This window comes from Nocardia sp. BSTN01 (genome assembly GCF_015354405.1).
GTDB lineage: Bacteria > Actinomycetota > Actinomycetes > Mycobacteriales > Mycobacteriaceae > Nocardia.
On sequence record NZ_JADKYP010000008.1, the window covers coordinates 121620 to 148254 of the forward strand.

Below are 26635 nucleotides of genomic sequence, written 5' to 3' on the forward strand. Positions count from 1 at the left end.
ACGGCACCGCGAACCGGTGGTGACGTGATAAGGAATGATGTCTAGCTGTGAATACGGACCGGCCGCGTGAGCAGCACCTCGACGATCCCGACGAACCCCCGCGCGAGTCCGCGGCGGATCGGGGCGCCGACCGCGACGACGAATCCGGCGCGCGCGACACCGGCGCTGCTTCCGCTCCGGCAGCGAGCGGCTCGGATGCGGCCGCTCCGGACGGGACCGCGTCGGACCGCGGCGACAGCGACGACGCCGTTGACACCGCTGGAACCGGTGCGGATTCGGCGACCGCGCGGATGTCCGGCGCCCCGGCGGCCTTCCCGCGCCGCCTGCCGTGGCTGCTGCTGATCGCGGCCGTCGTACTGGCCGTGGATCTGGGCACCAAGGCCCTGGTGGTGGCGAAGATGACGCCCGGCGAACCGATTTCGATCATCGGTGACGTGGTGCGGCTGACCCTGATCCGCAATTCCGGCGCGGCGTTCTCGATGGCCACGGGCATGACCTGGCTGCTGACCCTGATCGCGGTCGCCGTCGTGATCGGCGTGATTCGCATCGGCCGTACCTTGCGGTCGTTGAGCTGGGCGATCGGCCTCGGCCTGGTTCTCGGTGGCGCGCTGGGCAATCTGGTGGACCGGCTGTTCCGTTCGCCCGGCCCGCTGCAAGGTCATGTGATCGACTTCATCGCCGTCACCAAATGGTGGCCGGTGTTCAACGTCGCCGATTCCTCGATCGTGTGCGGCGCGATTCTGCTGGTGGTGCTGACGGTGTTCGGATTCGAACCCGACGGCACCCGCGCCGGCCACGACCAGGACGCGAAGGCGGGCGAATGAGGGAGACGCGAGCCATGCCGATCCCCGACGGTCTGGACGGCATGCGGGTCGACGCCGGACTCTCGCGGCTGCTGGGCCTGTCGCGGACCGCGGTCGCGGCACTGGCCGAGGACGGATCGGTGCAGATCGACGGCACCTCGGCCGGGAAGTCCGATCGGCTCGTGGCCGGGGCCTGGCTGGAAGTGGAGTTCCCCGAGCCGAAACGAGAACTCACCGTCGAGGCCACCCCGGTCGAGGGCATGAAGATCCTCTACGCCGACGACGACATCGTCGCGGTCGACAAACCGGTCGGCGTCGCCGCGCACACCGGAGTCGGCTGGTCGGGTCCCACCGTGGTGGGCGGGCTGGCCGCGATGGGCTACCGCATCTCGACCTCGGGCGCGCACGAACGCCAGGGCATCGTGCACCGGCTCGACGTCGGCACCTCCGGGGTCATGGTGGTGGCGCAGTCAGAGCACGCCTACACGGTGCTGAAGCGGGCCTTCAAACAGCGCACGGTCGACAAGCGGTATCACGCGCTGGTGCAGGGACATCCGGACCCGTCCAGCGGCACCATCGACGCCCCGATCGGGCGGGCCCGCGGCAACGACTGGAAGTTCGCGGTCACCGCCGACGGCCGGCCCAGCGTCACCCACTACGACACCGTCGAGGCGTTCCAGGCCGCGAGCCTGCTCGACATCCATCTGGAAACCGGGCGCACCCATCAGATCCGCGTGCATTTCTCCGCGATCCGCCACCCCTGCTGCGGTGATCTCACCTACGGCGCCGATCCGCGACTGGCCGAGCGGCTGGGTCTGCAGCGGCAGTGGTTGCATGCGCGCAGTCTCGGCTTCGCCCATCCCGCCGACGGCCGCTGGATCGAGATCACCAGCGACTATCCCGGCGATCTGGAGCATGCCCTGGATGTGCTGCGCGCGGTGTGACGGATGCGGCCGGTGAGTGAGAAGTGGCGCGCCGCAGCCGGTTTCGTGGTCGTGGTGGTGTTGGTGATCGCCGTGGTCGCGTTGGGCTGGGCGCGGCCGCCGCGTGCCTCGATCCTCGGCACCGACCGGCTCGGGCCGGACTCCGGCGAACGTGTCGCGGACTATCTCGAGCGCGCGCACGAGTCGCTGTCCGGCGCCGATACCGCGCCCCGCTGGGCGCTGGCGGCCGCGAGCACCGGGCTGACCACCGACAGCGTCGTCGAAATCGGTGCGGGACTGCGTATTTCGCAGGTGCTCTATCACGTTCCGATCGACCGCGTGTACACCCCGGTGATCACGGTGCCGGTTCCGGCCGGGACCCCCGCGCTGCGGGCCGCGCAGGCGGCGGCCGCGGGCGCGATGGATCACGTGCAGGCCGACGACGAACGCACGCGGCGCCTCGCGGCGGTGCTGGCCGCGCGTCTGCACTCCGGCTGCGCCTGCGCGGTGAATCTGGTGGTCCGCGGCACCCTCGCTCAGTTGCGAGGTCTGGCCTCCCGCAGCGAGATTCGCAGCGTGCAGGCGCTGCCGCCGGATGCCTCCGCGGGTGCGTTCGCCGTGTTGCCGCTCCTGCCCGAACACATCGACGTCGTCGCGCCGGGACCCGACGACGGCCCGATCCCCGACCACTGAGCCCGGCGCTGTCGCTGCCACCCGGCATAATCGAGGCAGGCGAGGGGAGAGGACGTGCCGGTGGATCGAGACGCAGGGCTGCGGGACAGAGCGCAGGGGGTGCTGCTGGGGACCGCCGCCGGTGACGCTTTGGGCGCCGGCTACGAATTCACCCATCCGGCAGCGGATTCGGTGATCGAGATGCGCGGCGGCGGCTCGCTGCGGTGGGAGCCGGGGGAGTGGACCGACGACACCGCGATGGCAGTGGGTGTCGCGCTCGCGGCGGCCGAACACGGTGCCCTGCACCACCCGGCGGGCTTGGACGCCGTCGCCCGCCAGTTCGTGCGCTGGTGGGACAGCCGGCCCAAGGACGTCGGCTATCAGACCAGTCAGGTGCTGCAGTGGCGCAGCGCGGACGCGGCCGATATGCGCCGCCGCTCCTTCGAACTCGACGGGCTCACCGGCGGCAACGGATCGCTGATGCGTACCGCGCCGGTGGCCCTGTGTTATCTCGACGATCCGGACAACTGCGCCCGCGCCGCCCGGGCGGTGAGCGAACTCACCCACAGCGATGTGCGGGCCGGCGAGGCGTGCGTGCTGTGGTCGTGGGCGATCCGGCACGCGGTGCTCTACGGCGACTACGACGGCGTGCGCGGCGGCCTGGCCTTCGTGGACGCCGATTTCTGGGCCGCTCTGCTGGACGAGGCCGAATCCGGCGATCCCTCGGACTTTCCGAAGAACGGCTGGGTGGTGCACGCGCTGCAGACGGCATGGTGGGCGATCACCCACACCGAATCCCTGCCGGCCGCGCTGGAAGCGGCCGTGCGCGCGGGCGGCGATACCGATACCACCGCCGCCATCGCGGGCGGATTACTGGGCGCCCGCTGGGGCGCCTCGGCGATCCCGCCGCAGTGGGTCGCGCTGCTGCACGGATATCCGCGGCTGCGCGGTGACGATCTGGTCGCGCTCACCCGTCGCATCGTCGATCGCTGAACCGCGCACCGCACCCGGCCGGATGCTGGATGGTTGCCCGCCCCGGTGTCCGGTACCGGATGGCGTCCGATTCGCCGGAAACGCTCTAGGCTGTCGAACATGTCGATCACCGAGCAGCAAGCGCGCGCACCGGGTCTGACCGCGGCCGAGGTCGCACTGCGCGTTCGTGACGGGCAGACCAACGACGTGCCGGATCGGGCGAGCCGATCGGTTGCCGACATCGTCCGGGCCAATGTGTTCACCCGGATCAACGCCATCCTCGGTGTCCTGTTCGTGCTGGTCCTGGCCACCGGATCGATCATCGACGGCATGTTCGGCCTGCTGATCGTGGCCAACAGCGTGGTCGGCATCGTGCAGGAGTTGCGCGCCAAGCAGACCCTGGACAAACTCGCCATCGTCGGTCAGGCCAAGCCGGTGGTGCGCCGCGACGGCGCCGCTACCGAGGTCGGCCCGAAGGATGTGGTGCTCGACGATCTGATCGAACTGGGTCCCGGTGACCAGATCGTGGTCGACGGCGAGGTCGTCGAATGCGAACTGCTCGAGGTCGACGAATCCCTGCTCACCGGTGAGGCCGATCCGATCGACAAAACGGTCGGCGCGAAGGTGATGTCCGGCAGTTATGTGGTCGCCGGATCGGGCGCCTACCGCGCCACCAAGGTCGGCAAGGACGCCTATGCCGCGCAGCTGGCGCACGAGGCGTCGAAATTCACGCTGGTCGATTCGGAGCTGCGCAGCGGTATCGACATCATCCTGAAGGTCATCACCTACCTGCTGCTTCCGGCGGGTCTGGTCACGATCTACAACCAGTTGTTCTCCAGTCATCAGAGCTGGCAGCACGCGCTGAACGGTATGGTCGCCGCGCTCGTCCCGATGGTGCCGGAGGGCCTGGTGCTGATGACCTCGATCGCGTTCGCGGTCGGCGTCGTGCGGCTGGGTCAGCGCAAATGCCTGGTTCAGGAGCTGCCGGCGATCGAGGGCCTGGCCCGGGTCGACGTGGTGTGCGCGGACAAGACCGGCACCCTCACCGAGAACGGGATGCGGCTGTCGGAGCTGCGGGTGGTCGGCGATGTGCCCGAACAGCGGTTGCGCTCGGTGCTGGCCGCGCTCGCCCACGACGATCCGCGTCCCAACGCCAGCGTGCTCGCCATCGCCGAGGCCATGACGCAGGATCCGGGCTGGTCGTCCACCGCCGTCGCGCCGTTCAGCTCGGCCAGGAAGTGGAGCGGCCTGTCCTACGGCGAGCACGGCAACTGGCTGCTCGGCGCACCGGACGTGCTGCTCGATCCCGATTCCGGCATCGCCGCCACGGCGCAGGACATCGGCGCGCAGGGCCTGCGGGTGCTGCTGCTGGCCTCCTCGGATCGGCCCGTCGACGACCCGGACGCGCCGGGCACGGTGACGCCGCAGGCGCTGGTGGTGCTGGAACAGAAAGTGCGCCCGGATGCGCGCGAAACACTGGATTACTTTGCCGGCCAGGATGTCTCGATCAAGGTGATCTCCGGCGACAACGCGGTGTCGGTGGGCGCGGTGGCGTCCTCGCTCGGCCTGCCCGGCGGTGACCATGCCGTCGACGCGCGCCGATTGCCCACCGCTCAGGGCGAATTGGCCGATGTGCTGGACCGCGAAACCACCTTCGGCCGCGTCCGCCCGGATCAGAAGCGGGCGATGGTGGGGGCGTTGCAGTCGCGCGGGCACACCGTCGCCATGACCGGCGACGGCGTCAACGATGTGCTGGCGCTCAAGGATGCCGATATCGGTGTCGCGATGGGGTCGGGCAGTCCGGCCACCCGCGCGGTCGCGCAGATCGTGTTGCTGGACAACCGTTTCGCCACCCTGCCGTACGTGGTGGGCGAGGGCCGGCGGGTGATCGGCAATATCGAGCGCGTCTCGAACCTGTTCCTCACCAAGACCGTGTACTCGGTCCTGCTGGCCTTCCTGGTCGGCGTGGCCGGCATCGGATCGCAGATCTTCGATTACGCCCCGCTGTCGTATCCGTTCCTGCCGCGCCACGTCACCATCGCCGCCTGGTTCACCATCGGAATCCCGGCCTTCATCCTCTCGCTGGCGCCCAACAACGAAAGGGCGCGAACGGGTTTCGTGCCGCGGGTGCTGCGGCTGGCGATCCCCTCCGGCACGGTGATCGGGGTAATGACCTTCATCGCCTACCTGATCGCCTACTGGAGTGCGGACCAGAGTCTGCCGGCCGAGGCGCGCGAGGTGCAGATCGGCACGACGGCGCTGATCACGCTGCTGGTGATCGCGGTGTGGGTGCTGGCGATCGTGGCGCGGCCGTGGAACTGGTGGAAGATCGCGCTCATCGCCGGTTCGATCGCGGGCTATCTGATCCTGTTCACGGTGCCGTTCACCCGCCACTTCTTCAAACTCGACCCGTCGAACGCCGAGCTGACCGGGGTGGCCTTCGCCTGCGGCGCCGTCGGCGTCGTGCTGGTGGAGCTGGCGTGGTGGATCACCGCGATGGTGACCGGCGAACAGCGGCACCTGTTCCCGGATTCGCCGGGCCGGAAGCCCGTGGGGCACAACGATTGAGCCGTGACGGCGCGTCAACTGGTCGCATGGTATGGCGCGCCGTGAACGTCCTTGTGCCACGCATCGATTCGCAACGCGGGTACCTTCGGCAGTATGGAGGTCCTGCTGCATCAGATCGATGCGTTCGCGGATGCGCCCTTCACGGGTAATCCGGCGGCGGTGATGCCGCTGCTGGGCTGGTTGCCCGACGAGCTGCTGCAGCGGCTGGCCGAGGAGAACCGGCTGTCCGAGACGGCCTTCTACACCTCGGCGCTGCCGGTGGAGGCCGGCTTGCCGCCCGGTGACGGCCCGGCGTTCTGGCTGCGCTGGTTCACCCCGGCCACCGAGGTCGACCTGTGCGGGCACGCCACCCTCGCCACCGCGGCGCAGATCTTCGACGATATGCATCCCACCGCCGACCGGCTGCACTTTTTCACCCGCAGCGGCTGGCTCGGCGTCGAACGCGACGGCGCGGAGCTCGAACTCGACCTGCCGCTGGTGGAATCGGTGGATACCGTCCCGGACCCGGATCTGATCGCGGCGCTCGGGGTGCGGCCGGTGCGCGTGCTGACCGGCCAGGACGAGGTGGTGGTGGTCGCCACCGAAGCCGAAGTGCGCCAGGCTCGCCCTCGTTTCGCCGCCTTCCCGGCGCTGCGGCGCGGTGTGATCCTCACCGCGCCCGGCGACCGCTGCGATTTCGTGTCCCGCTTCTTCGCTCCCGGTGTCGGCGTCGACGAGGATCCGGTCACCGGCTCGGCGCATGCCCAGCTGGCACCGCTGTGGGCTCGCGATCTCGGCCGCGGGGAATTATCGGCCCGCCAGTTGTCCGCCCGCACCGGCCGTCTGCGGTGCACGGTGAGCGGCTCCCGGGTGTTGCTGACCGGCCGCTGCCACCGTTACCTCGACGGCGTGGTCCGGCTGCCGCACGAGGAAACCCTGTCCCTTCCGCACTGAGGAGACGGGACGAGCCGCACGCCTTCGGTCGGTGCTCCTGGGCAGGATCGGTACCGCAATCGCGCCGGGATCCGTGCGGTATCGACGAGAGCGCTGTCCGAAACCTGCTCGACAGATGTTGCCGGACGGAAGTAGCGTGCCGCTCGTGCGGGTGCGTGGATCGGTGAGCGGTGCGGAGGAGATGTCCGGCGCGGGTGGTTCGGTGCGGCGGCTCGGGCGATCGCTCACCGGTGGCGGGGTGGCGGTCGGGGCGGGAGCGTATCTGATCTGGGGAATGTTTCCCGCCTTCTTCGGATTGCTCGACTTCGCGGGGCCGGTGGAGATCCTGGCGCAGCGAATTCTGTGGACTCTGGTCGTGGTGCTGGTGTTGCTGCTGGCGGCCGGGCGGTTGCGTGAACTGGGGGCGATCGATGGGCGCACCTGGCGCTTGGCGGCGGTCGCCGCGGCGGCGATCTCGATCAACTGGGGTACCTACGTCTACGGCGTGACCTCGGGTCACGTGGTGGAATGCGCGCTCGGATATTTCATCAATCCACTGGTCACGGTCCTTTTCGCGGTCGTGTTGTTCCGGGAGCGGCTGGTGTGGCCGCAGTGGGTCGCGCTCGGGCTCGGCGGGGCCGCGGTGGTGGTGCTGACCGTCGACTACGGCAAGCCGCCGGTGATCGCGCTCGTACTGGCCTGTTCGTTCGCCACCTACGGTCTGGTGAAGAAGGTGATCCGGCTCGACCCGATGCGCAGCGTCGCCGCCGAGGGCGTGGTGTCCGCGCCGTTCGCGCTGGCGGTCGTCGTCGCGCTGGGCGTGCGCGGGGACGCCGAGTTCGGGCACGGCGCCGGGCACACCGCCTTGATGGTCGCCACCGGACCGGTGACGCTGATCCCGCTGTTGCTGTTCGCCTTCGCGGCGTCGAGGGTGCCGCTGTCGACCATGGGGATTCTGCAATATCTCACTCCCGCACTGCAATTGGCGTGGGGAGTGCTGGTGGGCCACGAGCCGATGCCGGCCTCGCGCTGGATCGGATTCGGGCTGATCTGGACGGCGCTGGCGGTCTTCACCGGGGACGCGCTGCGGCGATCCCGGCGCTTGGCACGGCGGGACGCGCTGAGTTAATGTCGGATTCGTGGCGATGCTCCCGTAGGCCGACGAGTACCGGTCCGGGGTCGGGATCGTCACTATCAGAGGAGAAATCCTGTCCATCCAGTTCAACCACACCATTGTCGGCTGTCGTGACAATCGGGAATCGGCGCAATTCTGGGCCGATATTCTGGGGTTGAGTGTGGGAACGCCGTGGGGTCCGTTCATTCCGGTCACCGTGCACAACGGCGTCACCTTCGACTTCGCCCCAGTCCCGCCGCATATCACCGAGATTCAGCCGCAGCATTACGCCCTGCTGGTCTCCGAACCCGAATTCGACGCGGCCTACGCGAAGATCCGGGAGCGCGGACTGCCGTTCTGGGCCGATCCGCAGCAGAGCCGGGAAGGCGAGATCAACCACAACGACGGCGGTCGCGGAATCTATTTCCTCGACCCCAGCGGTCACTATATGGAATTGCTGACCGTACCGTACGGCGGTTGGCCGGCGGCGACCGGCGAACAGCGGTAGCGCGCGACCGGCGGCCGAATTCGCTTCGGCCGCCGGCTTTTCCGATATCGAATTGTCAGGGCGAGACGGCGATACCGAGCGACAGTGCGGCAAACGTCTTCGGCGCCGCGGAATCGTAGAACCGATCCAGCTCGATGATCTCGAATCCGGCCTCCTCCAGTGCTCCGCGGATATCGCGGTTCAGGTGGCAGCCACCCGCGATCACCTGCTGGATCGGATCGAGCCGATGCTGCCAGCTGCGCACCTTCGCATCCGGCGCCAGACCGTGCTCGACGAAATGGAACGTGGCGCCGGGCACCAGAACTCGCCGCACCTCCCGCAGCGCGACGGCGATATCCGGAATCGTGCACAGCGTCCAGGTCGACAACGCGCTGTCGAAACTGTTGTCCGCGAACGGCAATGCCTGTCCGTCCAGTCCGGCCCGCTCCACCGGCACCGGGGAATCCGCGACCCGCTTCGCCGCCAGCCGCCACCCCAGATCCGCCGGTTCCACGGCACTGACGCGACTCACCCCGGCGGGATAGAACGGCACGTTGCGACCCGAGCCGAAGCCGATCTCCACCACCCGGCCGCGCAACCCGGCGCACACCCGGCGGCGCAACCGGTCGTTGGCCGCCACTCCGCACACCCGATCGATCAACCGCGGCAGCACCCGCTCGCTGTAGATTCCCACCCCCTCACTGTGTCAAGTCGCGCTGCGCGCCGCTACCCGCCAGGGCACCGGGGTGACGTATGCCGCTGGCTGCAATTTGTCGTCTATGTCCCGAAAACGAGTAGTCGACTACGGGTGTTCGCGGCCCGGCGTCCTGAAATTATCGGCGAAGGTTGGCCGGGCAACCGCGATGTCGTCGACAGGACGACAGCATCTCACTCGCGACAGAAAAGGTAGGAACGGAAATGACCACGGTTGTCGGCACTGCGATGTACGGAATCAAGTCGGATGGCGATCTGCAATGGTATCGCCACGACGGCGTCCAGAGCGGCGGAGCCTATTGGACGGCAGGTGAGGGCGGGAAGAAGATCAGTGGCGGCTGGGACATCTACTCCACGGTGTTCAGCGGCCGCGACAGCGGCGTGATCTACGCCGTCAAACCGGACGGTGATCTGCAGTGGTATCGCCACGACGGATGGCAGGACGGCGGCGCGTACTGGACCGCCGGTGCGGGCGGCAACAGAATCAGTGGCGGCTGGGGCAGCTACGACACGGTATTCAGCATCGGCCGCGGCGTGATCTACGGCATCAAGCCGAACGGTGATCTGCAGTGGTATCGCCACGACGGGTGGGAGGACGGTACTGCCAGGTGGACCGCCGGTGCGGGCGGTAACAGGGTCAGTGGTGGCTGGAACATCTACGACACCGTGTTCGGCAGCTACCTCGGCGTGATCTACGGCATCAAGCCGAACGGCGATCTGCACTGGTATCGCCACGACGGCTGGGTCGACGGTACCGCCAGGTGGACCGCCGGTGCGGGCGGGATAAAGATCAGTGGTGGCTGGAACATCTACGACACCGTGTTCGCCGGCTACGACGGTGCGATCTACGGCATCAAGCCGAATGGTGATCTGCAGTGGTATCGCCACGCCGGCTGGCGGGACGGCACTGCCACGTGGGAGGCCGGTGAAGGTGGGAAGAAGATCAGCGGCGGCTGGGACATCTACCGCACGGTGTTCAGCGGCGACACCTATCTCCACCTCGTCTGAGCGTCCACGCCGCCCGGATCGCTACGGCACCGGCGTGACGTATTTGCCGAGCCACGTGGTGATGTAGTTCAGCACCTCGGGCGCGATCGTCGTTTCGATGGTCGGATATTCCTTCGGGCTGCCGGTATCGGCGGGCTGCATCAGATGGTTGAGGCCGTCGAAGACGTGGACGTCGGCATTCGGGTTGCCCGCCAGGTTCGCCCGGGCGGCCGGGGCGTTCTGGGCGGCGGGAACCTGCACGTCCTTGGTTCCGTAGAAGGCCAGCACCGGAATGCGCAGCGCCTGCAGGGCCGGTGCCGGGTCGTAGTCGACCAAAGCCTGGAAGTACGGCGTCGTCAGGTGATCGAGCGCCGATTGTGACTGGCGCTGCTCCGGCGGTAGCGAGTCGTTGTGTTCGGTGGCGAAGCGGCGAACCTGCTCGTCGTCACCGGTGCGGATCAACGTGGTCAGCGTGGTGATGTAGCCGACCTGCTTGCGGATGGCGTCCGCGTCGGCGTGCTCGCTGCGCAGCAGCAGCTGGTTCTGTGCGAGCAGCACCTCCGAGCCCGGCACCGCGGGCCCGGCCATCATGATCACGAAGGCGAGCCGGCTGTCGGGGCGGGTGGCGGCCAGCGGTGCGAGATAGCCACCCTCGCTGTGGCCGAGCAGGCCGATGTGGTTGCCGTCGATATCGGGACGGCTGCGCAGATAGCCCAGCCCGGCCATGATGTCGTCGGTGAGGTCGGTGTAACTGCAGGTATCGAGCTGTCCGCCGGTGCCGCCCACGCCTCGGTCGTCGGTGCGCAGGACGGCGTATCCGGCGCGGGTGAGCGTATCGGCGAGCAGCAGGAACGGTTTGTGCCCGGCGATCTCCTCGTTGCGATCCTGGGGTCCGCTGCCGGATACCAGGACGACCGCCGGATACGGTCCCGGCCCTCGCGGCCGGGTGAGCGTCCCGGCGATGGTGGTGCCGTCGCTGCTGCGGTAGCCGACGTCCTCGGAGAGATACGGCCACGGCGGACGCGGCTCCTGCGGGCGCAGCGGGGCCGGCACTTTCCCGCGATGCAGGGTCAGCGCCAGATCGTGACCGGACTGGGTGAAGGTGCCGGTGACGACATCGGCGCGACGGTCGTAGCGGCCGTTGAAGTGCGGATCGCCCGGCAGTCCGGGAATGGTGAAGGCGATCGCATCCGGCGCGATATCGACCTGTTCGAGGGGCAGATCGAAGATGCCCTGCGCCGGAACCGTCACGCTCCCACCGTCTTCGGTGAAGGTCACCCCGACCGGCAGCTGCTGATTCGGCAGCGGCAGCACCCCGTTCCAGTCGCCGGTCACCGGTGCGGGGCGCGGCGTGGCGGTCACCTTGTCGGAACTCGAGCAGGCCGCCACCAGGGCCACGGCGAGGAGCGTGGCGACCACCGCGATCAGGTTCCGATGCCGCCGCGATGTCGGCGGTGTCCCCGCCCGGCCGCGGGATCCCGGTAAATCGGAGCTCTCAGACCGCAACGATCGCATGTCTCAACCATGACACACCGTCGCATACGCAGGGCTGTTTCGGCAGGTCACGACACGGGTTGTCGAAGCGGCCCGGGAGGTCACAGGCAGGGGCAGCGCCGCGTGCGGTCCGCGTCGAACCGGTCTCGGGGGTGTCACCGTGCGGACAACGTCGTTGCCCGCACAACGGTACGCCCGTACCGTAGGCTTTGTGAGCAACGACGCTTTACCCGCAGGTTCTGCGGCTCTGCCCGCAGGTGTGCGTGGCTCGGCCGCGGTCGAGTTCGAACCCTTGGTGCGTAATTTCGCACGGATCGTCGGGGGCCGTGCCGGAGCCGGAGGCGGTCTGACCGTGCTTCGGCACGGTGAGCCGGTGGTCGATGTCTGGACCGGCTACTCCGATCTCAGCACGCCCTGGACCCGCGAGACGGGCAGTGTCGCGTTCTCCGCGACCAAGGGCATCTCTTCCACCGTCATCCATCGCCTGGCCGACCGCGGCCTGATCGACTACTCCGCTCCGGTGGCCGAATACTGGCCGGAATTCGGTGCGGCGGGCAAAGCGCGAATCACGGTGGCGCAGTTGCTCACTCACCGCGCCGGACTGTCCTCGCTACCGCCCGTCGCCGGTGGACTCGACGAGGTGCTCGACCACGAACTCATGGAACACCGCCTGGCGGCCGCCGCGCCCGACCGGTTGCTGGGGGTGCCCGCCTACCACGCCCTCACCTACGGCTGGCTGCTGGCGGGCCTGGCCCGGGCGGTCACCGGCACGAGTATGCGCGAGCTGTTCCGCACCGAGGTCTCCGAGCCGCTGGGCATCGACGGCCTGCATCTCGGGCGTCCGGCGCCCGACTCGGGCACCACCGTCGCCGCGCTCGCCGGATCCCGGCTGGCCGTGGCCGGAACCGCGCTGGGTGCCCTGCTCCTCGGGCAGGCCGGACGTTTCCCGGGGCCGACCGGCGCCGCGACTCGCGCGCTGTTCCTGCCGGGCTTGCACGCTCTGTTCGACGGTGACGAACCGTCCATCCTCGCGACCGAGATGCCCGCCGGCAACGGCGTGTTCACCGCGAACGCACTGGCGCAGGTCTACGGTGTGCTCGCCGACGGCGGCATGATCGCCGGTCGCCGGTATCTGTCGGCGCAGACCATGCGCCAGATCCGGCGCGTGCAGACCCACCGGCTCGATCACGCCCTGTTCTACTTGCCGATGATGTGGCATCTGGGCTATCACACCTTCCCGATCCCGGGGGCGTCCTCCGGGTTCGGCCATATCGGGCTGGCCGGGTCGTTCGGCTGGGCGGAACCGCGCCTGGGTCTGTCGGTCGGCTTCGTGCACAACCGGTTCACGCCCCAGTCGTTCGTCTGGGATCAGCTGGCCGCGGCCTGGGTGCTGCCGCTGGTGATGCGCGGCGCCCGGGCCACGCGTGACGGCCGCCGCACGTCGCAGCGCCGCGCCGCGTGAACGTCGAACTGCCCTGTGCCGCAGGAGATTCCGCGGCAGAGGGCAGTTCGCCGGGGGAGATCAGGTGAGGTACTGGTAGGTGGGGGAGTCGGGATCCAGCTGCTGGCATTGGATCGGCGAGTCGTCCATGCGCGCCAGCAGTGCCGCCAGGCCGGAGCGCGCGCCCAGTTCGATGCCGACCAGCGCGGCCCCGGTCTCCCGATTGTTGCGCTTGACGTATTCGAACAGGGTGATGTCGTCGTCGGGGCCGAGTACCTCGTCGAGGAAGCGGCGCAGCGCACCGGGTTCCTGCGGGAAGTTCACCAGGAAATAGTGTTTGAGGCCCCGGTGCACCAGCGAGCGCTCGATGATCTCGCCGTAGCGTGAGATGTCGTTGTTGCCGCCCGACAGCAGGCACACCACCGTCGACCCCGGCTCGATATCGATCTCGGTCAGCGCGGCCACCGCCAGCGCACCCGCCGGTTCGGCGATCACACCCTCGTTCTGATACAGCTCGAGCATGGCGGTGCAGATGGCGCCCTCGTCGATCTGCATCATCCGGAATGAGCCTGCGCCCCTGGGGGATTCGGTGCCGATGAGCAGGGGAAGCGACGCATGCGACACCACGCGCCCACCGAACTTCGACACCGTGGCGTAGGGCAGGTCGCCTACCCGCCGTACGGCGGCGCCGTCGACGAACGGATCGATCTGCGGCAGCGTGACCGGCCCGCCCGCGACGAGTGCGGCCGTCATCGAGGCCGCGCCCGCCGGTTCGACGCCCAGGATGGCGGTGGTATGCGAGCGGTCGCGCAGGTAGGTGCCGATGCCGGCCAGGCAACCGCCACCGCCGACGGGGATGATCACCAGATCGGGGGCGGCCGGCAGCTGTTCGAGGATCTCCACCGCCACGGTGCCCTGCCCGGCCGCGGTGCGGGCGTCGTCGAACGGCGGGACCATGGTGGCGCCGGTGCGGGCGACGTCGTCGGCGGCCGCCGCGGCCGCCGCGTCGAAGGTGTCGCCGACGGCGATCAATTCCACGAATTCGCCGCCGTGGGCGCGGATGCGGTCGCGTTTCTGCTTGGGTGTGGTGGTCGGCACGTAGATGCGGCCCTGGATGCCCATCGCGCGGCAGGCGAAGGCCACACCCTGGGCGTGATTGCCGGCGCTGGCGGTGACGACGCCGGCCGCGCGTTCGGTGGCATCGAGTTGCACGATCAGGTTGTAGGCGCCGCGCAGCTTGTAGGAGCGGACCGCGGTGAGGTCCTCACGCTTGAGGTAGACGTTCGCGCCGGTGGCCGCCGACAACCGCTCGATTCGCTGCAGCGGCGTCGGCTCGACGATGTCGGAAATTCGCTTGGCGGCCGCGTCGATCTCGTCCGCGCTCAGTTCGGGCAGCGGAGCGGATACTTTCTCTACGACATCCAGCGGTTCAGGCACCCGAACATGCTATCGGGCGCGGTAGGTGCGGCGCGCGGCAGTTTCCCCAGCGGTCCGGTACGCCCGGAAACCGGCGACGCCCGGACCGAGGGCCGGGCGTCGCAACGGTGATCGCGCACCGCTGAATCAGGACTTCGGGGTCAGGACGAAAACCGGGATCTCGCGGGTGGTCTTCTTCTGATAGTCGGCGTAGTCCGGGTAGGCCGCGACCGCGCGCTCCCACCACACGGCCTTCTCCTCGCCGGTCACCTCGTGCGCGATGTAGTCCTTGACCACATCGCCGTCGCGCAGTTCGACGGTCGGATTGGCCTTGAGGTTGTAGTACCAGACGGGATGCTTCGGGGCGCCGCCGAGGGAGGCCACCGCCGCGTACTCGCCGTTGTGCTCGACGCGCATCAGCGGAGTCTTGCGCAGTTTGCCGGTCTTGGCGCCGACACTGGTGACCAGGATGATCGGAATTCCGCGGTCGAGCAGGGTGTTGGCTTGTGTCCCGTTGGAGGCTTCGTACGTCTCGGCCTGCTCGCGGGACCAGTCGGACGGGCTGGGTGCGTATTCTCCGGTGAGTGGCATGCCCGGCATAACAATCGAGCTCCGCGGATGTGTTCCCGGCGTCGTTCGTGACCGGATCGCCGCAAATGTTCGGTGGACCGAACTTCGGGATACGTGTAACCTGACGACATGACAGCGGTCAGCGCCATCGTTCGCCCGGTCCGCCGTGCCACGCATACGGTGCGGCTCGCCGGCGTGTCGTGGCCGGTGTACAAACTCGAGGCCGTCGCGCTGGGTCTGCTGCTCGCGCTGATGCTGGGCCTGATCACCGGGTCGGCGCAGCTCGCCGTACTGGTCGGCGCGGGGGTCGCGGCACTGCGCTGGGTCGTGGGAGTCGCGACGGATCGCCCGCATCACACCGACTGACCCGCTCTCTGTAGCGGTCCACGGGCTGACAGGGCCCCAGCCTTACGTCGAGCATGCTCCCGTCGGCGATGCGCTGATCTCGGTAGCGGACGGCGGCGCGACGCGCGGTCGGAATGCGGCGCCGCGCACGTCCTCAGCTCGCGAGGCAGCCCGGGCCGAGCAGCGCCTTCAGATCACCCATCAGCGCCGAGGACGGCGACACCCGGAGGTTGTCGGCGACCTTGAGCAGGGTGGTCTTCTCACGCGATCCGATATGGCGGATGTGCACATCGGCGGTGCCGGGGTGGCTGGACAGAACGCGCTTGAGCGCGCTCACCTTGTCGGGCGTGCACAGCCGGGTCGGGATCGTCACCGCCAGCGGTTTCTCCATGCCGATCGACGACAGATCCGGCACCACCAGATCGTTGGCGATCAGCGAGATCCGGTCGTCACGCACCGAGACACGCGCCTTCACCAGCACGACGGCGTCCTCGGCGATGTCCATCCCGTACACCGAATAGGCCTGCGGGAAGAACAGCACCTCGATACCACCGGTGAGGTCCTCCAATTGCGCTGAGGCCCAGGGCATTCCGTTCTTGTTGACGCGCCTGGTCACCGAGGCGAGGATGCCGCCGATGGTGACCTGCGCGCCGTCCTTGACGTCGCCCTGCAGAATCGCCGGGATCGGCGTATCCGCCTGTGCGGCGAGCACATGCTCCACCCCGTTGAGCGGATGGCCGGACACGTAGAGTCCCAGCATCTCGCGTTCCAGGGCCAGCTTGTGCTTGGCCTCCCACTCCTCGTCGGGCACCTTGACATCGAAGACCGACGAGATCGAATCGTCACCGTCGTCGAGGCCGCCGAACAGGTCGAACTGCCCGATCGCCTCGGCCTTCTTGGTGGCCATCACCGCGTCGATGGCGTCGGAATGCACCAGCAGCAAGCCTTTGCGCGGATGGCCGAGCGAGTCGAAAGCGCCTGCCTTGATGAGGGATTCGGTGACCTTCTTGGTGCAGGCGATGGTGTCGATCTTGTTCAGGTAGTCCGAGAAGTCGGTGAACTTCGACTTCTCGGTGCGGGCGGCGATGATCGAGGCCACCACGTTGGTGCCGACGTTGCGCACCGCGCCGAGGCCGAAACGGATATCGGTGCCGACCGGCGCGAAGTTCTGTTCGGACTCGTTGACGTCGGGCGGCAGCACCGTGATGCCGAGGCGGCGGCAGTCCGAGAGGTAGACCGCGGCCTTGTCCTTGTCGTCGCCGACGCTGGTGAGCAGGGCGGCCATGTATTCGGCCGGATAGTTGGCCTTGAAGTAGGCGGTCCAGTAGGAGACCAGGCCGTACGCGGCGGCATGCGATTTGTTGAACGCGTAACCGGCGAACGGGAGGATGGTGTCCCACAGCGCCTTGATCGCGGCCTTGGAGAAACCGTTCTCCAGCATGCCCTTCTCGAAGCCCTCGAACTCCGCCGCCAGGACCTCGGCCTTCTTCTTGCCCATCGCGCGGCGCAGGATGTCGGCTCGTCCGAGCGAGTAGCCGGCCACCTTCTGCGCGACGTGCATGATCTGCTCTTGGTAGACGATCAGACCGTAGGTCTCGCCGAGGATGTCCTTGAGCGGTTCCTCCAGCTCCGGATGGATCGGTTTGACCTCTTGACGCCCGTTCTTGCGGTCGGCGTAGTCGTTGTGCGCGTTCATGCCCATCGGGCCGGGGCGATACAGCGCGCCGACGGCCACGATGTCCTCGAAGGCGGTGGGCTGCATGCGTCGCAGCAGATCGCGCATGGGCCCACCGTCGAGCTGGAACACACCGAGTGTGTCACCGCGGGCGAGCAATTCGAATGTTTTCGGATCGTCCAGTGGCAGCGCGTCCAGGTCGACGTCGACACCGCGGTTGGCCTTGGCGTTGTCGATCGCGTCGCCGAGCACGGTGAGGTTGCGCAGGCCGAGGAAGTCCATCTTCAGCAGGCCGATGGCCTCACACGACGGATAGTCCCAGCCGGTGATGATGGCGCCGTCCTGGGCTCGCTTCCAGACCGGGATCGCGTCGGTCAGCGGCTCGGAGGACATGATCACCGCGCAGGCGTGCACGCCGGCGTTGCGGATCAGGCCTTCCAGTCCCTTCGCCGTGTCGTAGATCTTGGCGATATCGGGATTGGATTCGATGAGGGTGCGGACCTCGGCGGCCTCCTTGTACCGCTCGTGCTCGGGGTCGGTGATACCCGACACCGAGATGTCCTTGGCCATGATCGGCGGCGGCAGCGCCTTGGTGATCTGGTCGGCGATCGCGAAGCCCGGCTGGCCGAACAGCACGCGGGCCGAATCCTTCAGCGCCGCCTTCGTTTTGATGGTGCCGAAGGTGATGACCTGGGCGACCCGGTCGGTGCCCCACTTCTCGGTGGCGTAGCGGACCATCTCACCGCGGCGGCGATCGTCGAAGTCGATATCGATATCGGGCATCGACACGCGCTCGGGGTTGAGGAATCGCTCGAACAGCAGACCGTGCGGCAGCGGGTCGATGTTGGTGATCTTCAGCGCGTAGGCGACCAGCGAACCGGCGGCCGAACCACGACCGGGCCCGACCCGGATCCCGACCTCGCGGGCGTGGTTGATCAGGTCGCCGACGACGAGGAAGTAGGCCGGGAAGCCCATCTCGAGGATGACGTTGATCTCGTATTCGGCCTGGTCGAGGTACTTCTGCGGGACACCGTCGGGGAAGCGGTGCTCGAGGCCGCGCGCGACCTCCTTGCGCAGCCACGACGCCTCGGTCTCACCCTCGGGAACCGGGAATTTCGGCATCCGGTCGCGGTGGGTCCACACATCCTCGTAGGACTGCACCCGCTCGCCGATCAGCACGGTGTTGTCGCAGGCGCCGGGGACCTCGCCGTCCCAGATCTCGCGCATCTCCGCGGCCGACTTCAGGTAGTAGCCGCTGCCGTCGAATTTGAAGCGGGTCGGGTCCGAGAGCGTCTTACCGGTCTGAATGCACAGCAGCGCTTCGTGATTCGTGGAGTCGGTTTCGTGCACGTAATGGCAGTCGTTGGTGGCCAGCGGTGGGATGCCCAGCTTCTTGCCGACCTCGATCAGGCCCTCGCGCACCCGGCGCTCGATGGACAACCCGTGGTCCATGAGCTCGAGGAAGAAGTTGTCCTTGCCGAAGATCTCCTGCCACTTGGCCGCGGCCTCCAGGGCCTCGCGGTCGTGGCCCAGTCGCAGCCGGGTCTGCACCTCGCCGGACGGGCAGCCGGTGGTCGCGATGATCCCCTCGGCGTGCTGGGCGATGATCTCGGCGTCCATCCGCGCCCACTTGCCGAGCTGACCCTCGATGGAGGCCAGACTCGACAGCTTGAACAGATTCCGCAGACCGGTCGCGTTCTCGGCGACCATCGTCATATGCGTGTAGGCGCCGGAACCGGAGACGTCGTCGCTCTTCTGGCTCGGGTCACCCCACTGCACGCGCTTGGTGTTGAACCGCGACTCGGGCGCGATGTACGCCTCGATGCCGATGATCGGCTTGATGCCCTGCTTCTTGGCCGAGTTGTAGAACTCCGAGGCGCCGTACATGTTGCCGTGGTCGGTCATCCCGACCGCGGTCATCCCGAGCCGCTCCGCCTCCTTGAACAGGGGCGTGATCTTGGCGGCGCCATCGAGCATCGAGTACTCGGTGTGATTGTGCAGATGTACGAATCCCGAGTCGGCCACGCGAGGAATCCTAGTCGACCGCACCGACACCCGGCGCCAGGGAACTACAGGCGTGCAATTCGCGGCACGGTGTGTCGGGCGAGTCCGCCGGAATCGCCGCGAACCGCCCGCATCACCGTGGCGAATCTCACCGCCGCGGGCGATAGCCGGCCGGGATCCGAGTGGCGCCGGTAACGCCGCGCGGGCCCGGCAGCGATAACCCGGCTGCGAGAGACGAACGGTCCACAAGGGCAGATCGGTGCGTCACGGCGGTCGGCGGTCATCGGGCCGCTCCCCGTCTCGCCGATGACGGTCGACCGAGACGAGGGCGGTCGGCCGTCATCATCCCCGTCATCGTCGCCGTTCTCCTCGTCGTCGAACGCCGCCGCGGGTAGTTGCCGGCGGATGGCGAGCGGGCGGTCTCCCACTACTCGTATCCCTGACATCCGATGCGCACGAGCATTAACGTAATCACTCGCGCTGCGCGATGATTCGAGTAGTTCGCTACTCGCGAGCGACACGGTACGGGGCGGGAGGATGACCGGTATGAAGCGTTTGGTTGTGTGCTGTGACGGCACGTGGGGATCGGAGAGCAATCCGACGGTCTCCAATGTTGTGAAGATCGCCGAGTCGGTGCGGTCGAGTGCCGTCACCGACGCGGGCGACCATGTGGGACAACGGGTTTTCTATGTCGACGGCCCCGGCTCCCGCGGCTATCTGGCCGATAAACTGCTCGGCGGCGCGTTCGGGCTCGGACTCGACGCCAATCTGTCCACGATGTACTGGCAGCTCGCCCTGAACTGGGAGCCGGGGGACGAGATCTACGTCTTCGGCTTCAGTCGCGGGGCCTATACCGCCCGCAGTCTGGTCGGGATGGTCAACCGGCTCGGGCTGCTCACCGCCGACGCGATGATCGAGCGGACCTATCCGGAGGCGCTGGCGATCTACCGCCAGCGCAAAGTGGATCCCGACGGCCCGGATCGGCCGGAGTGGATCGAGTTCCGCGAGCGGCACTGCGTCTACCCGGTGCCGATCACCTTCGTCGGCGTCTTCGACACCGTCGGCGCGCTCGGGGTGCCGTTGCTGACCTCGTGGCGCTACCGCTTCCACGATGTGCGCCTGTCGCACAACGTGCGGTACGCGCGGCAAGCGCTGGCGATCGACGAACGGCGCCGGATGTACGCACCCTGCCTGTGGGAGGTCACCGACGACCCCGAGGGCGGCCCGTTCGGCGCCGACCGGGTGCAGCAGGTGTGGTTCGAGGGAGTGCACACCGATATCGGCGGCGGCTACGCCGACAGCCGGCTCTCCGACATCACGCTGCGCTGGATGGTCGACCAGGCGCGCAGGGCGGGACTGAGTTTCGACGACGAGCGCATCGAACAACTCCTGAGCCGCGGTACCTCCGCGCCGCCGGGCGCCGCGCCGGATTCGACTGTCACCGTGCCGGATTCGACTGTCGCGGCGTCGAATTCGACGGTGGCGACGCCGGCTTCGCCTCCGCGGGCGCATAATTCGCTGACCCTTTTCTACCGCGTCCTCAATCGCGTCGGCTGGGCGTTGCATCCGCGCAACCCCCGCTTCTACGCCGATTCCTGGCGCCGTCTGTCCGCTCCCGGTGATCGACGCGTCTACCTCGCCGACTGTGCCGCGCCGTGCGCCACCTACCACCCGCCGAACGTCGTCCGCTGGGCCGAGGAACTCGCCGGACCGCTGCCCACCCTGCCGGTCGGCGAGCACGACGAGGACGCCGGCCGGCACCACCCGGTAGCCGAACAGCAGGTGCCGGGCGGAGAGCATCCGGCGGGCAGTGGCTCGGTAGCCGGCACCGCCGCTTGATCGTCACCGCGTGCCCCGGCGTTCGCCCAACGCGTTCGCCGGCGGCGTGGTGCCGCGGCTCAGGTGAGTCGCCGCTTGCTGCTGCCGGAAATGACCGGTTCTGCGCGCTCGTCGGGGGTGCCGCCTCGGGACCGATGGCGGCATGGCGGTGATTGTCCGCCGTATGGAGCGGTCCCCCGCCGGGTGATCCCCGGCCGCTGAAACCTGCCCCGGGGCGCTTCCGGTAAGCGCCCGTTTCGCTTGTGTCTCAGTGGCTTAGGGGCGCCGAGCGATCTCGGCTCGGCCTGTGTCGGTGGTGCGTGATCTGATCGAGATAAAACCGGCGTGTGATCCGTTGCATACATCGTCGCAGGTCCAGCTGATTTTTCTCAGCGTAATAACACCTGTTGTTCACTTGACGTTATGTTTACGTTAACTTGCCGCAATCATTCTGTGACTCGCCAGGAAGTAGACCAACGGTCTGTTTTCACCGCGGCGAGCGGGCTTTTGTTCTGTGGATCGTCGCGTTGGTCCCACCACCGTTCGACGTACCCGGAGCTCGTATCACCATGCAGATCAGAAGACTGTTACCCCTCGCCGTACTCGCCGCCGTCGTCACCGTGCCCGTCGCGGCCCACGCCGATGCCGGCCTGCCGCCGCAACTGCAGCAGAGTGCCCAGCAGTGGGTGCAGGGATTGCCCCAGCCGCAGCAGGATCAGGCTCAGCAATTCCTGCAGACCCTGCCGCAGCCGCTGCAGCAGGCGATCCCGCAGACCTATCCCGACAACCTCGACGGCTGGATCAAGCACGCGCTGTTCGTGATGGGGCAGCACGGCATTCCGGGCAGCTACGACGGCATCTACCGCAACATCATGCGCGAGTCGGGCGGCAACCCGCGCGCCATCAACCTCTACGACTCCAACGCCGCGGCCGGCATCCCGTCCAAGGGCCTGATGCAGGTCATCGATCCCACCTTCGCCGCCTACCACGTCGACGGCACCTCCGGGGACATCTACGACCCGGTCGCCAATATCGCCGCCGCCTGCAACTACGCCGCGCACCGCTACGGCTCGATCGACAGCGTGTTCTCCGCGTACTGATCCGGGCGAGCTCCGGCCTCAGCGCACCAGCAGCGCCACCGGCAGGCGGGCGAACAGCTTCTCCAGCCGGGTGCGGCCGGTGAAGGTATGGCCGGTGAGGCGGTCGGTCCAGGTGCCCGAGGGCAGGTCGAGGACGGTATCGGCCCACCCGCCCTCGGCCAGGGCCACGCTGTAGCGGGTCGCGGCCACGATCACCTGCGGCGCCTCGCCGCTGCGGCCGCGCGCGTACCCCACCAGGTGTTCGCTGCGGTCGCCGCTGCCGAACAGTGGTGTGTAGGAGCCGCCGACGAAGCAGTCCGGCCGCTCCCGACGCAACCACAGGGCGTAGGCGACGATCCACATCTTCGCCGCCCCGGAGTTGTCCAATTCCGGTGTGCCCGTGAGTGATTGCAGCATCGCCAGACGATGACCGAAGTCGACCGGCCGCCGATTGTCCGGATCGACCAGCGAGTCCTCCCACAACTCGCATCCCTGATACACGTCGGGAATACCGGGTCCGCACAGCTGAAGCAGCTTCTGTCCCAGCGAATCCGACCATGCGTGCGGTGCGAGCCGGGTCGCCAGTTCACCCAGTTCGGCGCCGACCGGCCCGTCGATCACGGTGTCCAGCCAGCGATGCACCTCCGCCTCGAAGTCGACGTCGGGCTCCTCCCACGAGGAACTCAATCCGGCCTCGCGCACCGCTTTCTCGGCGAACAGGTGCAGGCGTTCGCGAAACCGCGGCACCGTGGCGGGGCGGCGTCCGTCGACCGGCCACACGCCGAACATGTTCTGCAGCAGGAAGTTCGCGGTCTGCCCGTCGGGCGCGGGCGCCAGTTCCAGCCACGCGCCCACCGCCTTCGCCCAGCTGTCGGCCACCTGCGAGAGCACCGTGATGCGGGCCCGAACATCCTCACCGCGCTTGGTGTCGTGCGTCGACAGCGTCGTCATCGTGGTCGGGCGGCGCACCGCGCGTTCGGCATTGGCCAGATGGAATTCCAGTACCGAACGGCCGAACCGGCTCGGATCACCGCCCATCTCCTGCAGCGACACCAGACGCGCCGCCTGATAGAACATGGTGTCGTCGACCGCCTTCGCCGCGACCGCGCCGCCGACCTGATGCATCCGCCGCGCCGCTTCTCCGCCGGCGGCCAGCGCCCGCACCAGGACCGACAGCGGGGCGGTCAGCTCCCGGTTGCGTTGCTGCACCTCGGCGACCACGGTGCTGAGCACCCCGGACAGGGGTGCGTAGTCGGTGCGGTACACCGGCATATAGGACAGCACCTCGATGGTGGCGTTGGTCAGCGCCATATCGCTGATCGCCGCCGAATCGAATCCGTTCACCGCGGCGTCGCGCTTCACCGCGCCGACCAATCGCCGGACCTCGGGTACGAGCAGCCGTTCGGCCACCGCCCGTTTGATGCGATGTTCGGTGTCGGCCATCCAGGCGGCATCGCTGCCGTGTCCCGATATCCGCCGCGACAGCTCGGTGAGCGCGTGCTCCCCGGCCGGATCGACGAAGATGCCGCCGACCTCCGCGAGCGCTTCGTATCCGGTGGTGCCGTCCACGGGCAGGGTGGCGTCGAGCGGTTCGCTCCGGCCGAGCACCTTCTCCACGATCAGCAGCCGCTGCGGGCCGATCAGCCGGCGCAGTTTCGCCAGATAGGCGGCCGGATACGACAATCCGTCGGGATGATCGACACGCACCCCGTCGATCAGATCGTGTTCGCACCAGGCGGCGAGTTCGCGATGGGTCAGGTCGAACACCGCCGGCTCCTCCTGCCGGATCGCCGCCAGTTCGGAGACCGCCAGGAATCGGCGATAGCTGCAGATCCCGGCCTTCCAGCTGACGAGGCGATAGTGCTGGCGGTCGTGGATGCGCAGCGCGTTCTCCCCGTCGGTGCCGGGGGCGATCGGGAAGCGCAGATCACGCAGGGCGAGGACGGGTTCGGGGCCCGAGCGGTCGACGGTCAGCGCCGCCGGATCGTTCTCACTGTGCAGGACCGGCAGCGCGAGCCGCCCGCCCGCGCCGTTGCCCGGGCTCCAGTCGATGTCGAAGAAGTGCGCGAACTTCGAATTCTTGCCGTTGCGCAGCACATCCCACCACCACGGATTGCGCCGCGGATCACCGACGCCGACGTGGTTGGGCACCAGATCGACGATCAGTCCCATGCCCCGGGTACGGACCTCGTCGGCGAGAGCCTTCAGCCCGCCCGGCCCGCCCAGTGCCGCCGACACGGTGGTCGGATCGGTGACGTCGTAGCCGTGCGCGGAGCCCGGGATCGCGGTCATCACCGGCGACAGGTACAGATGCGAAATACCCAGCTGCTGTAGATATTCGGCGATCGCGCGGGCATCGGCGAAGGTCAGGGCGTCCGGGCGCAGTTGCAGTCGGTACGTGCTGCGCACGGGGGTCCGGCGGGCGATCGGGCCGGTGCGGTGTTCAGGGGAAGGGGTGTCTGTCATCTCGATATCGGTGTGGATTCGGAACGGCGGAGAACGAGCAGGCAGCGAGCGGGTACGGCGACCGTGGTCGCTGCGGAATAGGTGGCGTCTGCGCGCCCGGTGGGTGTCGAGCAATCCAGCGCCACCGTCCAGTGCGCGCCGAATTCCGGTCCGGGTACGGCGAATTCGAGGGGTGCGTCGTGGGCATTGAAACACAGCAGGAACGAATCATCGCGCACTCGTTCCCCGCGCGGGCCCGGTTCGGCGATCGCCTCGCCGTTGAGGAACACCGCCAGCGAGCGGGCGAAGCCGGTATTCCAGTCGGCGGTGGTCATCTCCGTGCCGCCGGGGGTGAACCACGCGATATCGCCCGGGAACTCGTCGGGGGTGCCGGGACGTCCGTCGAAGAAGCGCCGGCGCCGGAACACCGGATGGGCGCGGCGCAGCGCGAACGCGGCGCGTGTGAACGTCAGCAGATCGGAGTATTTCTGTGCGGCGCCCCAATCCATCCAGGACACCGGGGAATCCTGGCAGTAGGCGTTGTTGTTGCCCTGCTGGCTGCGCCCGATCTCGTCGCCGTGCAGCAGCATGGGCGTGCCCTGCGACAGCGCCAGGGTGGCGATCATGTTGCGGCTCTGGCGTTCTCGCAGCGCGCATACCTCCGGATCGTCGGTGGGACCTTCGATCCCGCAGTTCCAGGACCGGTTGTAGTCCTCGCCGTCGCGATTGTCCTCGCCGTTGGCGTGATTGTGTTTGTCGTTGTAGGACACCAGGTCTCGCAGCGTGAAGCCGTCGTGGGCGGTGACGAAGTTGATGCTCGCGCCCGGGCGGCGGCCGGTGGCCTCGTACAGGTCGGAACTGCCGGTGAACCTCGAGGCGAATTCGCCCAGGGTCGCCGGTCGGCCGCGCCAGTAGTCGCGCACGGTGTCGCGGTACTTGCCGTTCCACTCGGTCCACAGCCCGGGAAAGTTCCCGACCTGGTAGCCGCCCTCGCCCACATCCCACGGCTCGGCGATCAGTTTGACCTGACTGACCACCGGATCCTGCTGCACCAGGTCGAAGAAGGTGGAAAGCCGGTCCACATCGTGCAGTTCGCGCGCCAGCGTGGCCGCCAGATCGAAGCGGAAGCCGTCGACGTGCATATCGACAATCCAGTACCGCAGCGAATCCATGATCAACTGCAATGTGTGCGGATGGCGCACGTTGAGGCTGTTGCCGGTGCCGGTGTAGTCCACGTAGTGTGCCGGATCGTCTGCGGCCAGACGGTAGTACGCCGCGTTGTCGATTCCGCGCAGGCCGATCGTCGGCCCGAGGTGATTGCCCTCGCCGGTGTGGTTGTAGACCACGTCGAGGATCACCTCGATGCCGGCGCTGTGCAGCGCCCGGACCATCGCCTTGAATTCGGTGACCGCGGCCCCGGCGCGCGGGTCGGCGGCGTACTCGTGGTGCGGCGCCAGATAACCGAAACTGTTGTAGCCCCAATAGTTTCGCAGACCGCGGTCGAGCAGGATCCGGTCGTGCAGGAACTGGTGGACCGGCATGAGCTCGATCGCGGTGACCCCCAGCGACAGCAGATGGTCGATGATCGCCGGATGCGCGATACCCGCGTAGGTGCCGCGCAGTCGCTGCGGAATCGCCGGATGCGTCATCGTCAGCCCCTTGACGTGGGCTTCGTAGATGACGGTCTCGTGATAGGGCCGCCGCGGCGGGCGGTCGCCGGCCCAGTCGAAGTACGGGTTGACCACCACCCCGGTCATGGTGTGCCCCAGCGTATCCGCGCCGTAGGTGTGCAGGGTGGCGTCGGCGGCGAACCGGCCCGCGAAGGCCTTGCCGTACGGGTCGAGCAGTAATTTGCTGCTGTCGCAGCGTAATCCGCGGGCGGGATCGTAGGGGCCGTGCACACGGAACCCGTAGCGCCGGCCGGGGGCGACGGTGGGCAGATAGGCGTGCCAGACGTACCCGTCTACCTCGTCGAGCGGGATGCGGTGCTCACCGCCCGCGCGATCGATCAGGCACAGCTCGACCTGTTCGGCAACTTCGGAGAACACCGAGAAGTTGGTACCGGCCCCGTCGTAGGTCGCGCCCAGCGGATAGGCGGCACCCGGCCAGACGCCGAGAGGCGTCATCTCATCGGATGTATCGGGCCGAACCATGTATCGACAGTAACCGCCGCGCCGGAGCCGCTGGTGCGGGTGG

The 26635-nt window shown here is 68.0% G+C and carries 20 protein-coding genes; 13 read left to right on the top strand and 7 right to left on the bottom strand.

The window, feature by feature from the left end; translation table 11 throughout:
* Nucleotides 1-290 precede the first annotated feature (290 nt).
* The 8 genes from lspA (at nucleotide 291) to IRT45_RS10220 (ending at nucleotide 8472) form a co-directional block, all read left to right on the top strand.
* The gene (gene lspA / locus IRT45_RS10185) at nucleotides 291-824 is read left to right on the top strand and encodes a signal peptidase II (protein ID WP_228534120.1); all 534 of its coding nucleotides are present in this window, start codon (nucleotides 291-293) and stop codon (nucleotides 822-824) included.
* The gene (locus IRT45_RS10190) at nucleotides 821-1747 is read left to right on the top strand and encodes an RluA family pseudouridine synthase (protein ID WP_194805616.1); all 927 of its coding nucleotides are present in this window, start codon (nucleotides 821-823) and stop codon (nucleotides 1745-1747) included. Before lspA ends, IRT45_RS10190 begins: the two co-directional genes overlap by 4 nt.
* 12 nt (nucleotides 1748-1759) lie before the next feature.
* A complete protein-coding gene (locus IRT45_RS10195; protein ID WP_309240876.1) occupies nucleotides 1760-2419 on the top strand; it encodes a hypothetical protein in 660 nt (219 codons plus the stop codon).
* A gap of 60 nt (nucleotides 2420-2479) precedes the next feature.
* Nucleotides 2480-3391: an ADP-ribosylglycohydrolase family protein gene (locus IRT45_RS10200; protein WP_309240877.1), complete on the top strand. Its 912-nt coding sequence runs from the start codon at nucleotides 2480-2482 to the stop codon at nucleotides 3389-3391.
* 99 nt (nucleotides 3392-3490) lie between these two features.
* Complete coding sequence (locus IRT45_RS10205) at nucleotides 3491-5938, top strand: HAD-IC family P-type ATPase (RefSeq protein WP_194805618.1); 2448 nt, start codon at nucleotides 3491-3493, stop codon at nucleotides 5936-5938.
* Between the two features lie 93 nt (nucleotides 5939-6031).
* Nucleotides 6032-6871: a PhzF family phenazine biosynthesis protein gene (locus IRT45_RS10210; RefSeq protein WP_194805619.1), complete on the top strand. Its 840-nt coding sequence runs from the start codon at nucleotides 6032-6034 to the stop codon at nucleotides 6869-6871.
* 181 nt (nucleotides 6872-7052) lie between these two features.
* Nucleotides 7053-7979, top strand: coding sequence for an EamA family transporter RarD (gene rarD, locus IRT45_RS10215; RefSeq protein ID WP_194805673.1), 927 nt, complete (start codon nucleotides 7053-7055; stop codon nucleotides 7977-7979).
* A 79-nt stretch (nucleotides 7980-8058) separates the two neighbouring features.
* Nucleotides 8059-8472, top strand: a complete 414-nt coding sequence (locus IRT45_RS10220) for a VOC family protein (RefSeq protein ID WP_194805674.1) — start codon at nucleotides 8059-8061, stop codon at nucleotides 8470-8472.
* A gap of 55 nt (nucleotides 8473-8527) precedes the next feature.
* Here the strand turns inward: IRT45_RS10220 and IRT45_RS10225 are convergent, their stop codons facing one another.
* Nucleotides 8528-9145, bottom strand: coding sequence for a class I SAM-dependent methyltransferase (locus IRT45_RS10225; RefSeq protein WP_194805620.1), 618 nt, complete (start codon nucleotides 9143-9145; stop codon nucleotides 8528-8530).
* A gap of 224 nt (nucleotides 9146-9369) precedes the next feature.
* Between IRT45_RS10225 and IRT45_RS10230 the strand changes: the two genes are divergently transcribed.
* The gene (locus IRT45_RS10230; protein ID WP_194805621.1) at nucleotides 9370-10173 is read left to right on the top strand and encodes a tachylectin-related carbohydrate-binding protein; all 804 of its coding nucleotides are present in this window, start codon (nucleotides 9370-9372) and stop codon (nucleotides 10171-10173) included.
* 21 nt (nucleotides 10174-10194) lie between these two features.
* Here IRT45_RS10230 and IRT45_RS10235 read toward each other — a convergent pair whose 3' ends face one another.
* Nucleotides 10195-11571: an alpha/beta fold hydrolase gene (locus IRT45_RS10235; protein WP_309240878.1), complete on the bottom strand. Its 1377-nt coding sequence runs from the start codon at nucleotides 11569-11571 to the stop codon at nucleotides 10195-10197.
* A gap of 286 nt (nucleotides 11572-11857) precedes the next feature.
* On the opposite strand from IRT45_RS10235, the gene IRT45_RS10240 reads away from it, so the two are divergent.
* The gene (locus IRT45_RS10240) at nucleotides 11858-13108 is read left to right on the top strand and encodes a serine hydrolase domain-containing protein (protein ID WP_194805623.1); all 1251 of its coding nucleotides are present in this window, start codon (nucleotides 11858-11860) and stop codon (nucleotides 13106-13108) included.
* Nucleotides 13109-13168: 60 nt separating this feature from the next.
* Here the strand turns inward: IRT45_RS10240 and ilvA are convergent, their stop codons facing one another.
* The gene (gene ilvA, locus IRT45_RS10245; RefSeq protein WP_194805624.1) at nucleotides 13169-14524 is read right to left on the bottom strand and encodes a threonine ammonia-lyase IlvA; all 1356 of its coding nucleotides are present in this window, start codon (nucleotides 14522-14524) and stop codon (nucleotides 13169-13171) included.
* Nucleotides 14525-14650: 126 nt separating this feature from the next.
* Complete coding sequence (locus IRT45_RS10250; protein ID WP_194805625.1) at nucleotides 14651-15094, bottom strand: nitroreductase family deazaflavin-dependent oxidoreductase; 444 nt, start codon at nucleotides 15092-15094, stop codon at nucleotides 14651-14653.
* Between the two features lie 108 nt (nucleotides 15095-15202).
* Between IRT45_RS10250 and IRT45_RS10255 the strand changes: the two genes are divergently transcribed.
* Nucleotides 15203-15439 (top strand): hypothetical protein, encoded by a 237-nt coding sequence (locus tag IRT45_RS10255; RefSeq protein ID WP_194805626.1) that lies wholly within the window; start codon nucleotides 15203-15205, stop codon nucleotides 15437-15439.
* 133 nt (nucleotides 15440-15572) lie between these two features.
* Here the strand turns inward: IRT45_RS10255 and dnaE are convergent, their stop codons facing one another.
* Complete coding sequence (dnaE, locus tag IRT45_RS10260; RefSeq protein WP_194805627.1) at nucleotides 15573-19118, bottom strand: DNA polymerase III subunit alpha; 3546 nt, start codon at nucleotides 19116-19118, stop codon at nucleotides 15573-15575.
* A 525-nt stretch (nucleotides 19119-19643) separates the two neighbouring features.
* Here dnaE and IRT45_RS10265 point away from each other — a divergent pair.
* Complete coding sequence (locus IRT45_RS10265) at nucleotides 19644-20936, top strand: DUF2235 domain-containing protein (protein WP_194805628.1); 1293 nt, start codon at nucleotides 19644-19646, stop codon at nucleotides 20934-20936.
* Nucleotides 20937-21484: 548 nt separating this feature from the next.
* Nucleotides 21485-22015, top strand: coding sequence for a transglycosylase SLT domain-containing protein (locus IRT45_RS10270; RefSeq protein WP_228534098.1), 531 nt, complete (start codon nucleotides 21485-21487; stop codon nucleotides 22013-22015).
* An 18-nt stretch (nucleotides 22016-22033) separates the two neighbouring features.
* Here IRT45_RS10270 and treY read toward each other — a convergent pair whose 3' ends face one another.
* Both treY and glgX read right to left on the bottom strand, forming a co-directional pair.
* On the bottom strand, nucleotides 22034-24460 hold the full coding sequence (treY, locus tag IRT45_RS10275; protein WP_194805629.1) for a malto-oligosyltrehalose synthase: 2427 nt from the start codon (nucleotides 24458-24460) through the stop codon (nucleotides 22034-22036).
* Entirely contained in the window at nucleotides 24457-26592 is a 2136-nt protein-coding gene (glgX, locus tag IRT45_RS10280; RefSeq protein ID WP_194805630.1) for a glycogen debranching protein GlgX, read from the bottom strand. Before glgX ends, treY begins: the two co-directional genes overlap by 4 nt.
* Nucleotides 26593-26635 lie beyond the last annotated feature (43 nt).